At 68.2% G+C, this 19,012-nt stretch carries 16 protein-coding genes; 9 read left to right on the top strand and 7 right to left on the bottom strand.

Annotated elements, in window-relative coordinates:
* Window positions 1–43 precede the first annotated feature (43 nt).
* Window positions 44–1,126 (top strand): 1-deoxy-D-xylulose-5-phosphate reductoisomerase, encoded by a 1,083-nt coding sequence (dxr, locus tag E3T25_RS02000; RefSeq protein WP_134371801.1) that lies wholly within the window; start codon window positions 44–46, stop codon window positions 1,124–1,126.
* Window positions 1,127–1,144: 18 nt separating this feature from the next.
* Here dxr and E3T25_RS01995 read toward each other — a convergent pair whose 3' ends face one another.
* From E3T25_RS01995 to E3T25_RS01985, 3 genes are read right to left on the bottom strand one after another with little or no spacing between them, the layout of a single operon-like run.
* Window positions 1,145–2,074 (bottom strand): Rossmann-fold NAD(P)-binding domain-containing protein, encoded by a 930-nt coding sequence (locus E3T25_RS01995; RefSeq protein WP_134371799.1) that lies wholly within the window; start codon window positions 2,072–2,074, stop codon window positions 1,145–1,147.
* A gap of 25 nt (window positions 2,075–2,099) precedes the next feature.
* Window positions 2,100–2,531 carry a hypothetical protein gene (locus E3T25_RS01990; RefSeq protein WP_134371797.1) on the bottom strand — a complete coding sequence of 144 codons (432 nt, stop codon included), beginning with the start codon at window positions 2,529–2,531 and terminating at the stop codon, window positions 2,100–2,102.
* Window positions 2,528–3,928 (bottom strand): serine/threonine-protein kinase, encoded by a 1,401-nt coding sequence (locus E3T25_RS01985; RefSeq protein WP_420898219.1) that lies wholly within the window; start codon window positions 3,926–3,928, stop codon window positions 2,528–2,530. The genes E3T25_RS01990 and E3T25_RS01985 overlap by 4 nt, the downstream gene beginning before the upstream one ends.
* Window positions 3,929–3,982: 54 nt before the next feature.
* On the opposite strand from E3T25_RS01985, the gene E3T25_RS01980 reads away from it, so the two are divergent.
* Window positions 3,983–5,362, top strand: coding sequence for a M50 family metallopeptidase (locus tag E3T25_RS01980; protein WP_198415624.1), 1,380 nt, complete (start codon window positions 3,983–3,985; stop codon window positions 5,360–5,362).
* Between the two features lie 159 nt (window positions 5,363–5,521).
* On the opposite strand, the gene E3T25_RS01975 is transcribed toward E3T25_RS01980, so the two are convergent.
* Entirely contained in the window at window positions 5,522–6,721 is a 1,200-nt protein-coding gene (locus E3T25_RS01975) for an acetyl-CoA C-acetyltransferase (RefSeq protein ID WP_104100269.1), read from the bottom strand.
* Window positions 6,722–6,862: 141 nt separating this feature from the next.
* Here E3T25_RS01975 and ispG point away from each other — a divergent pair, with 141 nt between their 5' ends.
* Together ispG and E3T25_RS01965 are read left to right on the top strand one after the other, a co-directional pair.
* Window positions 6,863–8,023 (top strand): flavodoxin-dependent (E)-4-hydroxy-3-methylbut-2-enyl-diphosphate synthase, encoded by a 1,161-nt coding sequence (gene ispG / locus E3T25_RS01970; RefSeq protein ID WP_174720143.1) that lies wholly within the window; start codon window positions 6,863–6,865, stop codon window positions 8,021–8,023.
* Between the two features lie 632 nt (window positions 8,024–8,655).
* Window positions 8,656–10,407, top strand: coding sequence for a proline--tRNA ligase (locus E3T25_RS01965; RefSeq protein ID WP_134343319.1), 1,752 nt, complete (start codon window positions 8,656–8,658; stop codon window positions 10,405–10,407).
* A gap of 21 nt (window positions 10,408–10,428) precedes the next feature.
* Here E3T25_RS01965 and E3T25_RS01960 read toward each other — a convergent pair whose 3' ends face one another.
* Window positions 10,429–11,250 carry a DUF1206 domain-containing protein gene (locus E3T25_RS01960; protein ID WP_134343307.1) on the bottom strand — a complete coding sequence of 274 codons (822 nt, stop codon included), beginning with the start codon at window positions 11,248–11,250 and terminating at the stop codon, window positions 10,429–10,431.
* A gap of 155 nt (window positions 11,251–11,405) precedes the next feature.
* Between E3T25_RS01960 and nusA the strand changes: the two genes are divergently transcribed.
* The 4 genes from nusA (at window position 11,406) to rbfA (ending at window position 16,262) form a co-directional block, all read left to right on the top strand.
* Window positions 11,406–12,419, top strand: coding sequence for a transcription termination factor NusA (nusA, locus tag E3T25_RS01955; protein WP_134343306.1), 1,014 nt, complete (start codon window positions 11,406–11,408; stop codon window positions 12,417–12,419).
* Window positions 12,420–12,427: 8 nt separating this feature from the next.
* Complete coding sequence (locus E3T25_RS01950; RefSeq protein ID WP_134343305.1) at window positions 12,428–12,685, top strand: YlxR family protein; 258 nt, start codon at window positions 12,428–12,430, stop codon at window positions 12,683–12,685.
* Between the two features lie 76 nt (window positions 12,686–12,761).
* Window positions 12,762–15,620 (top strand): translation initiation factor IF-2, encoded by a 2,859-nt coding sequence (gene infB, locus E3T25_RS01945; RefSeq protein ID WP_134371793.1) that lies wholly within the window; start codon window positions 12,762–12,764, stop codon window positions 15,618–15,620.
* Window positions 15,621–15,719: 99 nt separating this feature from the next.
* On the top strand, window positions 15,720–16,262 hold the full coding sequence (gene rbfA, locus E3T25_RS01940; RefSeq protein ID WP_104100263.1) for a 30S ribosome-binding factor RbfA: 543 nt from the start codon (window positions 15,720–15,722) through the stop codon (window positions 16,260–16,262).
* Between the two features lie 101 nt (window positions 16,263–16,363).
* On the opposite strand, the gene E3T25_RS01935 is transcribed toward rbfA, so the two are convergent.
* On the bottom strand, window positions 16,364–17,218 hold the full coding sequence (locus E3T25_RS01935) for an HhH-GPD family protein (RefSeq protein WP_166785926.1): 855 nt from the start codon (window positions 17,216–17,218) through the stop codon (window positions 16,364–16,366).
* 79 nt (window positions 17,219–17,297) lie between these two features.
* Between E3T25_RS01935 and E3T25_RS01930 the strand changes: the two genes are divergently transcribed.
* The gene (locus tag E3T25_RS01930; protein ID WP_134343301.1) at window positions 17,298–17,954 is read left to right on the top strand and encodes a nucleoside/nucleotide kinase family protein; all 657 of its coding nucleotides are present in this window, start codon (window positions 17,298–17,300) and stop codon (window positions 17,952–17,954) included.
* A 29-nt stretch (window positions 17,955–17,983) separates the two neighbouring features.
* Here E3T25_RS01930 and E3T25_RS01925 read toward each other — a convergent pair whose 3' ends face one another.
* Window positions 17,984–18,988, bottom strand: a complete 1,005-nt coding sequence (locus E3T25_RS01925; RefSeq protein WP_134371791.1) for a ketopantoate reductase family protein — start codon at window positions 18,986–18,988, stop codon at window positions 17,984–17,986.
* Between the last annotated feature and the right edge of the window lie 24 nt (window positions 18,989–19,012).

Below are 19,012 nucleotides of genomic sequence, written 5' to 3'. Positions count from 1 at the left end.
CCGCCCCGCCACGAAAGGCGGCGGCGCCACCTAAAATTGCAGGATGCGCAGACGAGTTGTAATTCTCGGGTCGACCGGCTCGATCGGAACCCAGGCCCTCGATGTGATCAAGGCCAACCCCAACCGGTTCGAGGTGGTCGGGCTCTCCGCCGGCAACAACAGGACGATGCTCGAGGCGCAGGCCGCCGAGTTCGAGGTCGAGCACACGGCGCTCGGCGCGGACGAGGCCGAAGAGCTCGTCCGCGACGTCGAGGCCGACGTGGTGCTCAACGGCATCACGGGCTCGGTGGGCCTCGGGCCGACTCTCGCCGCCCTGCGAGCCGGTCGCACGCTGGCCCTGGCCAACAAAGAATCGCTCATCGTCGGTGGCGACCTGGTGAAGTCGCTGGCGGCGCCGGGACAGATCGTGCCCGTCGACTCCGAGCACTCCGCCATCGCGCAGGCGCTCCGCTCGGGAACGGCCGGCGAGGTGCGACGCCTGGTGCTGACGGCATCCGGGGGCCCGTTCCGTGGCCGACGACGTGGGCAGCTCGCCGACGTCACGCCGGCCGAGGCGCTCGCGCACCCTACCTGGGAGATGGGGCTCGTCGTCACGACCAACTCGTCCACCCTCGTCAACAAGGGCCTCGAGGTGATCGAAGCGCACCTGCTCTTCGACGTGGAATACGAGCGCATCGATGTGGTCGTGCACCCGCAGTCCGTCGTGCACTCCATGGTGGAATTCATCGACGGATCGACGATCGCCCAGGCGTCCCCGCCGGATATGCGTCTGCCGATCTCGCTCGGGCTGGACTGGCCGAACCGCGTCGCGGCGGTCGGCACCCCGATCGACTGGACCATCCCGCAGAACTGGACCTTCGAGCCCCTCGACACGACGGCTTTCCCGGCCGTCGGCCTGGCCAAGCAGGTCGGGCGCGCGGGCGGCACCTACCCCGCGGTGTTCAACGCGGCGAACGAGCAGGCCGTGGCGGCTTTCCACGCCGGCTCCATCGGGTTTCTGGACATCGTCGACACCATCCAGCGTGTCGTCGAACGGCACGAGCAGGACGGCCCGCTCACACGCGAGTCGCTCGGCGGCGCCGAGGCGTGGGCCCGCGCCGCGGCGGACAAGCTCCTCGCCCGCTGAGAAAGCCGGCCACGCGGCTCAGGCCGTGTCGCCTGAGCTGCGGTAACTGTCCGCGGTGGCGGCGAGGGCATCCGGCCACGGGGTCTTGCCGACGCCGAGCTCGCGCTCGGTTTCGGCGGAATCGATGATGTACGGCACCCTGAGCTGATAGCTCGCGGCCCAGATCTCGTGCATCATCGGGTTCAGCGCGCCGAGCGATTTGAGCAGCCACTGCGGGTAGCCCGCCACCGTGCCGTGCGTGCCGTAGCGGCGGTTGAGCTGGGCGGCGATGTCGTCACGGGTGATGGCCGTGCTCGGCACATGCCAGAGCCGGCCCCAGTCGCCCCGGTAGTCGGCGGCGGCCACGAGAGTTGTCACGATGTCGGGCAGGTAGCTCCAGCTGTGCACGCGCCCGGGCCGGCCCACGACCCGGGCGGTCTTCGATTCCAGGATGGCTCTGAAGAACCGGTCGTCGAGATGCGCAGTGCCGACGACGCCCGGCCCGAAATAATCGCTCGCCCGCACCTCGACGGCCCGAATCTCGCCGCGGTCGTGCGCGTCCCTCACCCGGTGCCAGAGCTCCTTGCGCACGAGCCCCTTCGTCTCGGTGGTCGTTTCCGGCGAATGCTCGGTCATCGGCCCGGTCGGAGACCCGTACGGGTAGAGATTGCCCATCATCACCAGGCGGGCGCCGGTGACGGATGCCGCCGTCAGCGCCGCGTCGATGACCGGCGGCCACTGGGTGGGCCAGTCGGTGTACCGCGGGTTGATGCACAGAAAGATCGTCGACATGCCGGTTGCCGCCCGGGTGAAGGTCTGGGCGTCGCTCGCGTTCAACACGACAGACTCTACCCCGGGTGCCGCCGCGCCGGAGCGTGTTCCGACGGTCACCTGGTCTCCTCGAATCATCAGACGCTCGGCGAGCGGTCGTCCGACCATGCCGGCACCGACGATCAGTTGCTGGGGCATGTATCCTCCTGAGGTGAGGCCGACGCTAGTCCTCGTCGTCGCAGCCGTCGTCGTTCTTCTTGCATTTACCGTCGTCCTTGTCGTTGCCGTTGTCAACGGACGTCGGGCTCGGGGCTGGAACCGGGGCCACGGTCGGCTCCGGCTTGCTCGCTTCGATCGCGGCGGTCAGGTCCGCGGACACCAGGTTGAGGGCTGACTGGATGTCGGCAGCACGGGCGGCGCTCACCCCGTCCGCCGCGGCCGCGGTCAGCAGGTCGGCCTGGACGGCCTCGAGCGAGGCCTGGGCGGCTTCGAAGTCGCCGGCCGCGGCGGCCGCTGTGACGTTCCGCACACCGGCCTGCAACTCGGTGGCGGTGCTCTGCTGCAGGTCGGGAGGAGTGCTCCCGCACCCGGTCAGGGTGGACGCGACGAGCGTGATCGCGGTCAGCGCGAGTGTTAGGCGGGCCCGAGGCATCATGGCGTCACGCTTTCCTGGAGTCGCTTCAGATTGGTGCCGAGGGAGCCGTCGACGGCCGGGTAGGTAGCGGCGGGCGTGGACGGTTCAGGCACCCGCGGGGTGAAGACCACCACGGCGAGCAGAATGAGCGCGGCCAGGACTCCGAGCGAGGCGAGCACTCGGTGCCGGCGCCACGCGGGAGCGATGGTGGTGCCACGGGCGCTACCCGGGGACCGTTCCGCCGCGCGGCCCGGTGAGCGGGCCGGAGCGCCGGCCGGCGTCAGAAACTCGGTGGGGGAATCCGCGCCGGGTTTCGGGGCAGCGATGACCTTCGTGACGGCCAGAACCGCAGTCGGCTCGAGGGTCGCGGCCCTGAGGACCGCGGTGGACTCGAGGGTTTCGGTGGCGCCCAGGACGGCAGTGGGCTCCAACAGCTCGTTGGCGCCCGGATCGGCGGTGGGTTCCAGAAGCTCGGTGGCCCCCGGAGCCCCCATTGCCACGGTGACTGCGGTGACATCGGCGACGTTCTCCCCGCTGACCAGGCGTCGCAGCTGCACGGCTGCGTCGCCCGCGCTGAGTCGGTCGGCCGGCTCGCGGATGGTCATGCCGCCCAGAACAGCGGCCCAGCGCTGGCCGAGATGGGCCGGGATGTGCGGCTGCCGCTGCAGCCTGGCCATTGCCGATTCGATCGCCGTTCCGGTGAAGGCGCGCTCGCCAGTGAGGCATTCGAGCAGCACGAGTCCGAGCGAGTAGACGTCGCTGGGCGGGCCGATGGTGTTGCCGAGCGCCTGTTCGGGGCTGAGGTAGCCGGCCGTGCCGAGCAGAGACCCGGTCGCCGTGAGGCGGGTCGCGTCGAAGAGACGGGCAATGCCGAAGTCGGCGAGTTTGGCATGCATGGCGCGGCCGGGGAAGCCCGACGGTGCGAGCAGCACGTTCGCGGGCTTGATGTCGCGGTGGATGATGCCCTGCGCGTGCACGTAGTGCAGCGCCTCCGCGAGGTCGGCGCCCATGGCTGCCACCTCGTCGGGGTGCAGGGCCCCGTCGGCGATCTTGCTGCGCAGGTCCGTGCCGTCCACGAGCTCCATCACGATGTAGGTGCGCGAGACTCCGTCGATCACGGCCGTGCCGGCGTCGAACAGGGTGACCAGAGCGAAGTGGTTGAGGCTCGCGAGCACCGTGACCTCGCCGCTCTGGCGCTCGGGCCCGGCGTCGTCGGCCGTGTCGAGACGGAACAGCTTCACGGCGACCGTACGCCCCAGAAAGAGGTCGGTGGCCCGGTAAACGGATGCCATCCCGCCCGTTCCGAGCAGAGCGTCGATACGAAAACGGTCGGCCAGACTGATGCCGATGGGACCGACGGCGTGTGGCTTGGACAGAGGGAACCTCCTCGTGGATCCGTAAAGACAAGCAAACCACACCTTGCAGGGGGAACAGCCAGCGCCCTCGCAGGGTGGAGTGGGTAATCTACGACTGTGGAAACCGTGCTGCTGTATATTCTGGGCGTTCTGATCGTCGTGGTCGGCCTTGCCCTGTCCATCGGCCTGCACGAGATCGGGCACCTGCTTCCCGCCAAGCTCTTCGGCGTCAAGGTCACCCAGTACATGATCGGTTTCGGGCCCACCCTATGGTCCCGTCGCAAGGGCGAGACCGAGTACGGCGTGAAGGCCATCCCGCTCGGCGGCTACATCGCCATGATCGGCATGTTCCCGCCCGCCAAAAAGGGCGGCAGAGTGCAGGCATCCAGCACTGGCTTCTTCAACCAGCTGGTGCAGGAGGGTGAACCGGAGAAGAAGCCCGGCGCCATGGCCACCATGGTCGACGACGCCCGCCAGTCCAGCGCCGACACCATCGGTGAGGGCGAGGAGCACCGCGCGTTCTACCGCCTGCCCGTCTTCAAGCGTGTCATCATCATGCTCGGCGGGCCCACGATGAATCTCCTCATCGCGGTCGTGCTCTTCGCCGTGCTCCTGATGGGCTTCGGAACGGCCCAGGCCAGCACCAGCGTCGGCAGCGTGTCCGAGTGCGTGCTGCCGGCCACGAGCACCCGGCAGACCTGCGAACCGACCGACGAGAAGGCGCCCGGCGCCGCGGCCGGCCTGCAGCCGGGCGACCGCCTGGTCAGCATGAACGGCACCCCGATCGACAGCTGGGACCAGTCCACCGAGATCATTCGCGAGTCGCCGGGCATCCCGCTTGCCACCGTCGTCGAACGCAACGGCACCCAGCAGACCCTGACCATCACCCCGAAACTCACCGAACGCTACGTGAGCGATGCCGACGGCGAGATCGAAGAGGATGCCGCCGGCGAGCCGAGGACCCAGGAGGTCGGCTTCGTCGGAATCGGCCCGGCTGGCGAGCTCGTGTCGCAGCCGGCGACCGCCGTGCTGCCCGCGGTGGGCGAGAACATCGGCGCGGTCGTGCACATGATCGCGAACCTGCCGCAGCGCATGATCGATATCGCCAACGCGGCCTTCGGACCGGGGGAGCGCGACCCCAACGGCCCGATCAGTGTGGTCGGGGTCGGCCGCGTCGCCGGCGAGATCGCCAGCATCGACGCCATCCCGGTGAACAGCAAGATCGCGAGCATGCTGGGGCTCCTGGCCTCGCTCAACGTGGCCCTGTTCGTGTTCAACCTGGTGCCGCTGATGCCGCTCGACGGCGGACACGTCGCCGGCGCGCTCTGGGAAGGGTTGCGGCGTCAGATCGCCAAGCTGTTCAGACGCCCCGACCCGGGCCCCGTCGACACGGCGAAACTGATGCCGCTCACCTTCGCCGTCGTGGTGGTGCTCGGCGCCATGAGCCTGCTGCTGATCTACGCGGACATCGTCAAACCGATCAACATCTTCGGCTGATCGGCGGCGCGTCCCGGCGCAGTTCCTCGCGGCTCTGCCCGGCGAGATTCGCCGAGATTCGCCGAGATTCGCCGAAAATGCCGAGAGTCGCCGTTCCGCCAGGTCAACTGGGCAAAAACGGCGACTCTCGGCGTCTGCGAGCGGCGTCCGGTACGGGCGTTAGCGCGAGAGCAGCAGCGCCTCACCCTGGCCGCCGCCGCCGCAGAGGGCGACGGCGGCCTTACCGGTGCCGCGCCGGGCCAGCTCAAGCGCCGCGTGCAGCGCGAGGCGGCCGCCCGAGGCCCCGATCGGATGCCCGAGGGCGATCGCGCCGCCGTGGATGTTGACCTGCTCGGGGGAGAGGCCGAGCTCCCGGGTCGATTCGAGCGACACCGCGGCGAAGGCCTCATTGATCTCGACCAGGTCGAGCTCGTTGGCCGCCCAGCCCTGGCGCTCCAACGCGCGGTGGATCGCGTTCGCCGGCTGTGAGTGCAGCGAGTTGTCGGGTCCGGCGACCTGGCCGGAGGACTCCACCACCGCCAGCCAGCTGAGCTCATTGTCGTCGGCGAAGCGGCGGCTGCACAGCACGAGGGCGCTGGCACCGTCGCTCAGCGGCGACGAGTTGCCGGCCGTGACGGTGCCGTCCTCGGTGAAGGCCGGGCGCAGCCGGCCCAGCGTCTGCGTGGTGCTGTCGCCGCGCACACCCTCGTCCGTGGCGACCAGGAGCGGCTCGCCCTTCCGCTGCGGAACGCTGATCGGGGTGATCTCGTCGTCGAAGACGCCGTTCTCGACGGCGGCGGCGGCGCGCTGGTGCGAGGCGGCCGCGATGGCATCCTGGTCCGCCCGAAGCAGGCCGAGCCGCCCGTTGACATGCTCGGTGGAAAGGCCCATAGAGAGGCCGTCGAAAGCATCCGTCAGCCCGTCGCTGGCGGCGTGGTCAAGCATGGTGACGCTGCCGTAGGCCCAGCCCGTGCGCGAGCCGGGCAGCAGGTGCGGGGCGTTCGACATCGATTCCTGGCCGCCGGCCACGACGACATCCGCTTCACCGAGACGGATGATCCGGGCCGCGTCGATCACGGCGGCCAACCCCGAGAGGCACACCTTGTTCAGTGTCATTGCCGGAACGTTCCACGGGATGCCGGCGCCGATCGCGCTCTGCCGGGCCGGGTTCTGGCCGGAGCCGGCCTGCAGGACCTGGCCCATAAGCACGAACTGCACCTGATCGGGTGTCACGCCGGCGCGGGCGAGCGCCCCGGTGATGGCAGCGGTTCCCAGCTGCACGGCGGTGAGGCCTGAGAGCTGCCCGTTCACCCGACCCTGCGGTGTGCGCGAGCCCGCGAGGATGACGACGTCGCTGCTGTTCACGGCACTGTGGTTCATAGCGGATCTCCTTCAGAAGACCGATCGGGCCGGGGGCCGATCGGGTAGGGGTGGCGATGCGTTCCGGCGGTGGCCCCGACCGTCGGGAGTCATCCGGCATCCGTTCAGATTTCGCCCGGTCTCGCCGCGTAAGCTGTCGCCGTGGCTGCAATCAACCTGGGAATGCCCAAAGTACCTGAAGTTCTCGCTCCGCGTCGCAAGACGCGTCAGATCAAGGTCGGCAAGGTACTCGTCGGCGGCGACGCGCGCGTGAGCGTGCAGTCGATGACGACGACACCGACCACGAACATCAACGCGACCCTGCAGCAGATTGCCGAGCTGACGGCATCCGGCTGCGACATCGTGCGCGTCGCCGTGCCCAGCCGCGACGACGCCGAGGTGCTGCCGATCATCGCGATGAAGAGCCAGATCCCGGTCATCGCCGACATCCACTTCCAGCCGAGCTACGTGTTCGCCGCGATCGACGCCGGCTGTGCCGCCGTGCGCGTCAACCCGGGAAACATCCGCAAGTTCGACGACCAGGTCGGCAAGATCGCCGCCGCGGCCAAAGCAGCCGGCGTCTCCCTCCGCATCGGCGTCAACGCCGGCTCGCTCGAGCCGAGCCTGCTGCAGAAGTACGGCAAGGCCACCCCGGAGGCGCTCGTCGAGAGCGCCGTCTGGGAAGCCAGCCTGTTCGAGGAACACGACTTCCACGACTTCAAGATCTCCGTCAAGCACAACGACCCGGTGATCATGGTCAAGGCCTACCGGCTGCTCGCCGAACGCGGCGACTGGCCCCTGCACCTCGGCGTCACCGAGGCCGGACCGTCGTTCCAAGGCACCATCAAGAGCGCCACGGCGTTCGGTATCCTGCTCGGCGAAGGCATCGGTGACACCATCCGGGTGTCGCTGAGCGCGCCCCCGGCCGAGGAGATCAAGGTGGGCCTGCAGATCCTGCAGTCGCTGAACCTGCGCGAGCGCAAGCTGGAGATCGTGTCCTGCCCGAGTTGCGGTCGCGCCCAAGTCGACGTGTACAAGCTCGCCAACGACGTCACCGACGGCCTCGAGGGCATGACTGTGCCGCTCCGGGTTGCCGTGATGGGTTGTGTCGTTAACGGACCGGGCGAGGCCCGCGACGCCGACCTCGGCGTGGCGTCGGGTAACGGCAAGGGCCAGATCTTTGTGCGCGGCGAGGTCATCAAGACCGTGCCGGAGTCGGAGATCGTCGCGACCCTGATCGAGGAGGCCAACCGGATGGCCGCCGAGATGCCGCCGAGCGAAGACTCCCTCGGCGCCCCCGTCGTGACGGTCGGCTCCAACTAGTCGAGATCCGACGAGTCCAGCGAGTCCCATTCGCTGGGTCGCGTCGCGTCGCGTCCGGGAGATCAGATCTCAGGCGCCGCGTGCATGACGTCCATCACAGGTGGAGAACCGTACCAGCGTTGAACCAATTCGACGGAGATTTTCACGTAGTGGGGACTTTTCGCGGGCTCTAGGGCCGATTCCGGCAGAATCTCCGTCGAATTCGTTCGAGAGAGGGAAGCTGCCGGGGCTCTGATGGGAAGGACTCGTCGGCCGGAACGTGCGGTCATTCGGCGTCGCGGTGCGTCGCTGGGCCAGCCGCGCACACTCGTCATGGGCATCCGTTGTCACGTAAACGCGGGAATTTTTGAGACACACCGGTTTTGGCGCCGTATTGTGCGGCGTGTTGCGAAAATCTCCGAGGTTAGCGACCGGCCGCAACGGATGCCCGGGGCGGGAGCCTCCGCACGTCGGGTCGCCAAGTCTCGGCGAGTGCGACCGCCGCTGGTGCGACCGCCGCTGGCGGCACCTCGGTCAAGACGGTTCGCGGCGCGGGTTGTGGAATCCCGCGGACCGCGGAACAGGTGCCGGCGTCCACCGGGTGCGCCGCGACGTCTGTCCGCGCGCCGTAAAGTGGGTGAGTGCCTATTCGTATGTCCAACTACTTCCTCCGTACCCTCCGCGAAGACCCCTCGGACGCCGAGGTCACCAGCCACCGCCTGCTGGTGCGCGCCGGCTACATCCGCCGCCAAGCCCCCGGAATCTTCGCGTGGCTGCCGATCGGTCTGCGCGTCAAGGCCAAGATCGAGACGATCGTGCGCGAGGAGATGGCCGCGGCCGGCGCCTTCGAGGTGCACTTCCCGGCCCTGCTGCCGCGGGAACCCTACGAGATCACGGGCCGCTGGGACGAATACGGCGACGGCCTCTTCCGGCTCACGGACCGCAAGGGCAGCGACTTGCTCCTCGCCCCCACCCACGAAGAGGTCTTCACACTCCTCGTGAAGGACCTCTACAGTTCCTACAAGGACCTGCCCCTGTCGATCTTCCAGATCCAGGACAAGTACCGCGACGAGGCCCGGTCCCGCGGCGGGCTGCTGCGCGGCCGCGAATTCACGATGAAGGATGCCTACTCCTTCGACTACACGGATGCCGGCCTCGACACGAGCTACCAGGCTCAGCGCGACGCCTACGAGCGCATCTTCACCCGGCTCGGCCTCGAGTACGTCATCGTTCAGGCGGATGCCGGCGCAATGGGCGGCTCCAAGAGCGAAGAGTTCCTGCACCCGACCCCGGTCGGTGAAGACACCTTCGTACGCTCGGCCGGCGGCTACGCGGCCAACATCGAGGCGTTCCGCACGGTCGTCCCGCCATCGATCGACTGGGCTGGCTTCCCCGCCGCCGAGGTCTTCGACACCCCGGGAACCCCCACCATCCAGACCCTGGTCGACCGGGCCAACAGCGATCATCCGCGTCCCGACGGCCGCGCCTGGACCGCCGCGGACACCCTCAAGAACGTCGTCCTCGCGCTCATCCAACCCGACGGCACCCGTGAACTCCTCGTGATCGGCCTCCCCGGCGACCGCGAGGTGGACCTCAAGCGCGTCGAGGTGGCCGTCACCCCCGCCGAGGTCGAGGCCGCGAACGAAACGGACTTTGCCAAGTTCCCCGGGCTGGTCAAGGGCTACATCGGACCCTGGAGCGCGAACGGAGCGGTGTTCGGTGAGAAGTCGACCACCGGCATCCGTTTTCTGGTTGACCCGCGCGTCGTGGAGGGCACCGAGTGGATCACGGGCGCGAACGAGCCCGACCGCCACGTCTTCGGTCTCGTCGCCGGCCGGGATTTCGCGCTGGGCGGCACCATCGAGGCCGCCGAGGTTCGCGTCGGCGATCCCGCGCCCGACGGCTCCGGCCCGGTGGAGCTGGCCCGCGGCATGGAGATCGGCCACGTTTTCCAACTCGGCCGAAAGTACGCTGAGGCGCTCGGCCTCAAGGTTCTCGACGAGAACGGCAAGCTCGTCACGGTCACGATGGGTTCCTACGGCATCGGCGTCACCCGCATCCTCGCCACCATCGCCGAACTCAACAACGACCCGAAGGGGCTGATCTGGCCCGAGACGGTCGCGCCGTTCGACGTGCACGTGATCGCCACCGGCCGGGACGATGTCGTCTTCGAGACTGCCGAAACCGTTGTCGCCATGCTGGAGAGCACCCAGCGCGACGTGCTCTACGACGACCGCCGCAAGGTGTCGCCGGGCGTCAAGTTCGGCGACGCGGAACTGATCGGCATCCCCGTCATCGTCATCGTGGGCCGTGGCGCCGCCGACGGCATCGTGGAACTCTGGGACCGTCGCACCGGTGGGCGCACCCAGGTGGCCATTGCCGAACTGGCCGCCAGCTTCGCCTGAGCGCCCGGCCCGGCTGAAGGTTCAGAGGCGGGCGAGCCGCGCCTGGGCGAAGCAGTACACGCCATAAGCGATCACTCCGGCGCCGACCAGCACCAGGATCGCCACCCCGAACGGCAGCGCCACGAGTGATTTCAGCGCACCGTCCATGCCGGTGGCCTTCTCCGGGTCGAGCGTGAAAGCCGCCACGGTGAAGAGGATGCCCACGGCGGCCAGCGCGATGCCCTCCGCTATGTAGCCCACGGTTCCGAGGATGACGACCACCGTGCCGGCCGGGCCGCCGGGCACCGTGATGCTGTCGGTGAAGCCATGGCTGGCGCCGCGGTGAACGAAGACGCCGCCGATCACGACCACGGCCAGGCCGGCGACGAAGAGCAGCACGACGCCCCCGGGAATCGACAGCAGTCTCGCGGTCGAGTCGCTGGCTGTTTCCGACGAGCTTGCCGAGGCTCCGCGGGCGAACGTGAACGCCGTCCCCGCGATGAACAGGAAGACGACACCCTTGCCGATCAGGACGGCGCGGTGGGCCCACTTGCGTTTCGGATCTTGGGCGGGTTCAAGGAACACCTGTACCAGATACCAGAGGCCGAGCGAGGCCAGGCCGAGAACCACCGTCCAGAGCACGAACACGCCGCCGGGGGTTTGGGCCAGCTGCCCGAGCGCGCCAGACTGGTCTGCCGACTCGCCACCGGCGCCCGTTGCCACGCTGATTGCGATGGCGCCGATCATGATGTGAAGCAGGCCGTTCACAGCATAACCGGCGCGGGCCAGAAGTTGGAAGGTGCGGCTGCCCTCGACGGTGCGTGCAGCGTGGTGAGCGTTGTCGGATACGGAATCGGCGGCCATCCGCCCAGCGTAGCGCCGCGCTCGGGCCGAGGGGAAGGCAGTTTCGGCGCGGGACGGGCCTGGGTCGGGTGACGGGCGTCCGGGGATTCGGCTAATCTAGGACGAGCCCGCTGCGCAGTTTCGCGGCGGCAAGATCTGAATAGAGGAGGCCGGCCATGGACATCGACCTCAGCGTGTTGCGGCAGTTGGAGCGCGAGAAAGAGATTCCCTTCGAGGAACTCGTGCGGATCATTGAGCAAGCAATTCTGACGGCCTACGTGAAGCACACCCAGCAGGGTGAAGTCTCCACGAAGCAGGTCGTCGAGGAAGAGCCGGAAGCGCGCGTCGTCCTCGACCGCAAGACCGGCCACGTCGACATTTTTGCGCCCGAACACGACGAAGAGGGCAACGTCGTCGGCGAAGCCGTCGACAACCCCACCGACTTCGGTCGCATCGCGGCCTTCGCGGCCAAGCAGGTCATCAACCAGCGTCTGCGCGACCTGGCCGATGACGCTGTGCTCGGTGAATTCAAGGGCCGCGAGGGTGAGATCGTCGCCGGGATCATCCAGCAGGGTCCGAACCCGCGCATGATCCACGTCGACTTGGGCACGATCGAGGCGATCCTGCCGCCCGAAGAGCAGGTGCCGAGCGAGAGCTACGTGCACGGACAGCGCATTCGCGTCTATGTCACTGCCGTCGGCAAGGGCCTCAAAGGCCCGCAGATCACGGTGTCCCGCACGCACCCTTCGCTGGTGCGTCGCCTCTTCGCCCTCGAGGTGCCGGAGATCGCCAGCGGCGTCGTCGAAATCGTCTCGCTTGCCCGTGAGGCCGGTCACCGCACCAAAATGGCCGTTCGCGCCACGGAGCCCGGCGTCAATGCCAAGGGCGCCTGCATCGGCGAACTCGGCCAGCGCGTGCGCGCCGTCACCGTGGAGCTCAACAACGAGAAGATCGACATCGTCGACTACTCGCCAGACCTGGCCACCTTCGTCGCCAGCGCACTGTCGCCGGCCAAGGTCACCAGTTCCTACGTGATCGACGAATCGATCAAGGCCGTCCGAGCCCTCGTTCCCGACTACCAGCTGTCGCTGGCGATCGGCAAGGAAGGTCAGAATGCGCGCCTCGCGGCCAAGCTCACGGGTGCGAAAATCGACATTCAGCCGGACAGCATTCTGGAGGACACGGAATAGGGGGTACGATGAATCCCGTTAGAACGTGCATTGGATGCCGTTTGCGCGCTCCGCAATCCTCACTTCTGAGAGTTGTAGCCCGAGAATCGGAACTCGTGGTGGATGAAACCGCCACTCTGCCTGGGCGAGGCGCGTGGCTGCATCCCACTACCGCGTGCTTCCAGGACGCACTGCGGCGACACGCTTTCGGGCGTGCCCTTCGCGTGACCAGTTCAATGGACGCGAATCAACTAGAGAACAGGCTGAACAGGCTTATGGATAACTAATGAGCGGCTCGAAATGAGACCCGTCCGTTACTAACGGTCTGCCCCTTTCCGGGTGCAGACCCGGAACAGGAGAATTGTGGCTGCGAAACCACGCGTACACGAGATCGCTAGCGAGCTCGGCGTCGACAGCAAGGTTGCCCTTGCTAAATTGAAAGAGATGGGCGAGTTCGTCAAGGGCCCGTCCAGTAGCGTTGAACCCCCGGTAGCGCGCCGTCTGCGCGCCGCCCTGGCGGCCGATGGCTCCAGCACCGCGGCTCCCGCCGCCACTGCCACAGCTCCAGCCGGCGCCACCCCCATCGCCGCGACAACCCCCGCAAAGCCGGGCGGCGCACGTCCGTCCCCGGCCAAGTTGGCCGTCAAGCCGGGCGTACGTCCCGTCGTCGAGGTCCCCGCAGCGGTTGCTCCCACCGCGGACGTCCCGCCGATGCCGACTGCCCCGCTCACAGTCGCCGAGCGTCAGGCTCAGGCTGCCGAGAAGGCTGCGGCTGCCGCGAAGGCTGCGGCTGCCGCGATCGTCACCGAGACCGTGTCCGCGACGGATGCCCCGGTCGCCAGGACCGCGGGTGGCGCTTCGGGCGCAGCCAAGCCCGGTGCGTCCGTGCCGAAGCCGCCGGCGGCTCGTCCGGGCAACAATCCGTTCGCCAGCAACCAGGGCATGGGCAAGACCCCGAGTCCGCGTCCCGGCAACAACCCGTTTGCGAGCGCGCAGGGCATGGGCCAGCGCCCGCCGTCCACGTCTTCGCCCAGTAACATTCCGCGCCCCGCGGCCCCGCGCCCCGGTGCACCTCGTCCGGGTGGACCCGGGCAGGCCCCGCGCCCGACTGGTTTCGGTCAGCGTCCGGGTGCGTTCCAGCGCCCCGGTGGCGCTCCGGGTGGTGCCGGCGGCGCACGCCCCGGCTTCCAGCGTCCTGGTGGCGCCCCGGCCGGAGCCCCCGGCTTCGGCCCGCCCCGTCCTGCCGGTGGTGGCGGCGCCGGAGGTCGCGGTCGCGGCCCCGGCGGCGGAACCGCTGGCGCGTTCGGTCGCGGTGGCGGCAAGAACAAGGCCCGCAAGTCCAAGCGGACGAAGAGAGCAGAGTTTGAGCTGCGCGAGGCTCCGTCGCTGGGTGGCGTGAGCGTACCCCGCGGCGACGGCGGAACCGTGGTGCGTCTGCGCCGCGGTGCGTCCATCACGGACTTCGCCGACAAGATCGACGCGAGCCCCGGAAACCTGGTCACGGTCCTGTTCCACCTCGGTGAGATGGCCACGGCAACCGAGTCGCTCGACGAGGCCACGTTCGACGTTCTCGGCTCCGAGCTCGGTTACAAGATTCAGATGGTCTCTCCGGACGACGAAGACCGCGAGCTGCTGCTCGCCTTCGACATCGACATCGACCAGGAGCTGGAAGACGAGACGGATGACGAGCTTGTCGCCCGTCCCCCCGTCGTCACCGTCATGGGTCACGTCGACCACGGCAAGACCGCGCTCCTGGACGCCATTCGTAACGCGAAGGTGGCCGCGGGCGAAGCCGGCGGAATCACGCAGCACATCGGTGCCTACCAGGTCATCACCGAACACGAGGGCATTGAACGCGCCATCACCTTCATCGACACACCGGGCCATGAGGCGTTCACCGCCATGCGTGCCCGTGGTGCCCAGGTGACGGACATTGCGATCCTCGTGGTCGCGGCGGACGACGGCATCATGCCGCAGACGATTGAGGCGCTCAACCACGCCCAGGCCGCCAACGTGCCGATCGTGGTTGCAGTCAACAAGATCGACAAGCCCGGCGCCAACCCGCAGAAGGTGCGCCAGCAGCTCACCGAGTTCGGTCTCGTCGCCGAAGAATACGGTGGAGACGTCATGTTCGTTGACGTGTCGGCGAAGCAGGGCACCGGCATCCAGGAAGTCCTGAACGCCGTGCTCCTCACCGCTGACGCCGGTCTCGACATGCGGGCCAACCCGGACAAGGACGCTCGCGGTGTGGCCATCGAGGCTCGCCTCGACAAGGGGCGTGGCGCCGTGGCGACCGTGCTCATCCAGTCGGGAACACTGAACGTCGGGGACTCCATCGTGGCGGGCACGGCCTACGGCCGCGTTCGCGCGATGGCAGACGAGAACGGCGTGCCCGTGCTCGCCGCAACGCCGTCCCGTGCCGTCCAGGTTCAGGGCCTCTCCAGCGTGCCGCGTGCAGGCGACACCTTCCTGGTGATTCAGGAAGACCGCACGGCTCGTCAGATCGCCGAGAAGCGCGAAGCCGCCGAGCGCAACGCCCTGCTGGCCAAGGCCCGCAAGCGGATCAGCCTCGAAGACTTCACCCGTGCACTCGAAGAGGGCAAGGTCGAATCACTCAACCTCATCATCAAGGGTGACGTTTCCGGTGCTGTTGAAGCCCTGGAAGAGTCGCTGCTCAAGATCGAGGTCGACGATTCGGTTCAGCTGCGCATCATCCACCGCGGAGTCGGTGCGGTCACGGAAAGCGACGTCAACCTCGCCACCGTCGACAACGCCATCATCATCGGCTTCAACGTGCGCCCCGACACGAAGGCACGCGAACGCGCAGCCCGTGAAGGCGTGGATGTGCGCTTTTACTCGGTCATCTACAACGCACTCGAGGACATCGAGAACTCCCTCAAGGGAATGCTCAAGCCCGAGTTCGAAGAGGTGCAGAGTGGCGTCGCCGAGATCCGCGAGGTGTTCAGCTCCTCCAAGTTCGGAAACGTCGCCGGCGTCATCGTACGGTCGGGCGTCATCACGAGAAACGCCAAGGCGCGGGTAATCCGCAACGGTGTCGTCGTGGGAGACAACCTGGGCATCGAGTCACTGCGCCGGTTCAAGGACGATGTCACCGAGGTCCGTACGGACTTCGAGTGTGGCATCGGCCTGGGCAAGTTCAACGACATCCAGATCGGTGACGAAATCGAGACGATCGAAATGAAGGAAAAGCCGCGGGTCTAAGGACGTACGGATGATGGGTGTGGGTTTCGCCGAGGTTCCTGAACTCGGACGCGGCGGGGCCCGCACCTTCGGTAATTTTTCGACAATAGGAGTTAGACCATGGCAGATCCGGCACGCGCCAGGAAAATGGCCGACCGCATCAAGGTCATCGTGGCCAAGCGCATCGAACGCGGACTCCGCGATCCGAGGCTCGGTTTCGTGACCATCACCGACGTGAAGGTGACCGGTGACCTGCAGCACGCCTCGGTGTTCTACACGGTCTACGGTTCGGCAGAGGAACGAGCCGACAGCGCGACAGCGCTCAAGGCGGCTACCGGCATGCTGAGAAGCGAGGTCGGTAAGAACATCACCGCCCGGCTGACGCCGTCGCTCGAATTCATTGCGGACGCCATCCCGGAGAACGCGGCCCTGATCGACGACCTGCTGCGTGAGGCGCGCGAGCGCGACACGCAGGTCGAGGAGCAGGCACGCACGGCGAAGTATGCCGGCGACGAGGACCCCTACGTCAAGGCGCGCGAATACGACGACGGCGACGACGAAGACGAAGGCGACGACGAGGAAGACGACGAGGTGCAACCCGGGGGCGGCCAACACGCCGAAGTTCCCGCCGAAGTTCCCGCCGGGTCGGATTTGCAGAAGTAAGGAAGCAACACCTGCCGGTCAGTGACCGGCCGGCCGTGCCGGCCCGCATCATCCGTCAGCGGTGTGCGGGCCGGTTCGGCTTTTCTCGCGCCCGAAGGGGCTTATTCCTGCGGCAGGGTGTACTCGCCGGGTGCGGTGGCAATGGCGAGGCCGTCGGACAGCAAGCCCGCCAAAGCCCGGTCACGCTGGGGTGAGTCGGCCCACAGGTCGGTGATCTCGGCATCCGTCACCGGGTGCCGGGTGGCGCGAAGCTCGGCCATGATCAAGCCGCGCACCTTTCGGTCGCTGCCCTCGAACTTCTTCTGCACGGCTTTGCGCGGGCCGGAATAGGGCGGGTAGTCCGCCAGGCGCCAGGCGCAGGCGGCGCGGATGGGGCAGTCATCGCACCGGGGGATCCTGGCGGTGCAGACCACGGCGCCCAGCTCCATCATGCCGGCGTTGAATACGGCGGCGTCGCTCACGGGAAGTGGGAGCAGCGCGCTCATGGCGTCAAGGTCGCGGGTGCGGCTGGGTGGGGCTGGTTCGGCCTGACCGGCCACGGCGCGCGCGATGACGCGCCGGGTGTTGGTGTCGACGACCGGATGCCGCAGGCCGTAAGCGAACGCGGCGACCGCCCTGGCCGTATAGTCGCCGATCCCGCTGAGGGCCAGCAAGGCGTCGACGTCGGCGGGGACCACCCCATCGTGCCGCTCGGTGATCTCCACCGCGGCCGCGTGGAGCCGCAGAGCGCGGCGAGGGTAGCCCAGGTTTGCCCAGGCCCGCACCGCCTCGCCGGGCGGGACCGCCGCGAGGTCCCCCGGGGTCGGCCAGCGCTCGAGCCACTCCGCGAGGCGGGGAATCACCCGGTTCACCGGGGTCTGCTGCAGCATGAACTCGCTCACCAGCACGCCCCAGGCGCCGAAGCCGTGCCGGCGCCAGGGCAGGTCGCGAGCATTGCCCCGGAACCAGGCGTTGATGGCGAGGCTGAGGGCAGGGGAGCCGGCTGCAGGAGCAAGCGTGAGCGTGGCATTCACCGTTCTAACCTAGGCTCGAAAGATGAAGCTTGCCTCCACTCCCCGGATCGAGTTCCTGCGGGAACTCGCGACCGAAATCCTTGGCGTCTACGGTCTCGGTCGCACGGTCGTCGCCATCGACGGCACGGATGCCGCGGAGCGCGCCGCTTTCGCCGACGACCTGGCCGCCGTGTTCGATGAGCGGGAGCATCCGGTGTTCTCAGCCTCCCTGCGCGATTTCCGGCGGTCGCGCGCGGAGCAGGAGCGCTTCGGCCCGGAATCTCCCGAGCGGCTGCTGCGCCACCTGTACGACTTCTCGCTGCTGCGGCGCGTGCTGCTCGACCCGTTCCGGCTGGGTGGCAGCACCGGTTTCGTCACCCGAGCGTTCGACGCCGACCGGGATGCCTGGATCCAGCCCACCTGGCTGACCGGGCCGTCCGACGCCACGCTGATTCTCGACGGCGAGTACCTGAACCGCAAGGAGTTGCGCGACCTGTGGTCGTACAGCGTTCTGGTGGAGACCGAGGCGGACGCGGTGCGCTTCGGACCAGGCGGTGCCGAGGATACCGGCATGGTCACCGAGCACGAGGTCGCCGACCGGCTGTACCGCGGCGAGGTGCGTCCGCGCAGCCGGGCCACGGCCATCGTCGACGTGAGCAACCCGGCCGACCCGCGCCGTGTGTTCCTCGACAGCTGCTGATCGGGGTCTTGGGTCACGGGTCGTGACGGTCATCGGCGGAGCGCCGCGAACCGCTCGAGCACGTCGTACGGGGCCAGCGACACCCCGCGTGCCTCAACCTCGTGCACGAGAGTTGTCAGCAGCTCGTTCACGGGCGCCCGCACGCCGGCCAGGGCGGCTTCCCGCACCACCGCGCCGTTGAGAAAGTCGACCTCGGTGAGCTGCCCGCGCTTCAGGCTCTGCTGCGTCGAACCCAGGTTCGGCACGTCGCCCATGCGGGCCTTCAGCCTCAGCGGCAGCACCTGGCCGAGGGCCGGCGGCAGCCGCGAGAAGGCTCTCAACGGCCGGTCGCCGAGCCCCTGCAGGCTGCCGTAACGCACCCCGCGCTTCATCCCCACCTCCACGGTCTCGCGCATGCTCTCGGTCATCAAGCGGCGCAGCCCGGCGTGGTCGATGACATTCTGAACGCTCATCCCGGTGATCGCGGGTAGTGCGTTGAGCATGTTGACGACGAGTTTGGTCCACTGGGCACCGACGAAGTTGTCGAGGGCGACGGTGGGCACGGCGCCGGCGAGCACGTCCCGCCAGGCGAGCGTGGCGGCATCCGCGGCGCCGGTTCCCCGGCCCAGATAGGTGGGCGCGGCGGTTGTGATCGTCACCTGGCCGGGTGCCGCGTAATTCGCCGCGATGATCGACAGGGCGCCGAAGCAGTCCGAGCGGGGCAGCAGAGAGCCCGCCGTGAGCACCCCGTCGAGGCCGTTCTGCACGACGATCACGGGGGAGCCGTCGAGCACCCGGGCGTTCTCGCCGATGGCCGCAGCCGCATCCTGGGCCTTGGTGCAGACGAGCGTCAGCTGCGGGGTCCGGGCCAGACGTTCGAGCGCGAGCGGATGCTGGCGTACGGTTCCGAAGGCCCCGGTCAGTGAAATCCCCTCGGCCCGGATGGCCGCCAGCGCCGGTCCGCGCGCCGTCACGGTCACCGTATGACCGGCCCGGGCGAGCAGGGTCGCGAACGTGCCGCCGAGGGCGCCGGCTCCGATCACCGCAATATTCATCCCCCCAGCCTAGGTCGCGCCCGA

Source organism: Cryobacterium sandaracinum, assembly GCF_004403415.1.
Classification (GTDB): Bacteria; Actinomycetota; Actinomycetes; order Actinomycetales; family Microbacteriaceae; genus Cryobacterium; species Cryobacterium sandaracinum.
The sequence above is the reverse complement of the archived record's forward strand: the minus strand, read 5'-3'. Positions and strand labels throughout refer to the sequence as shown.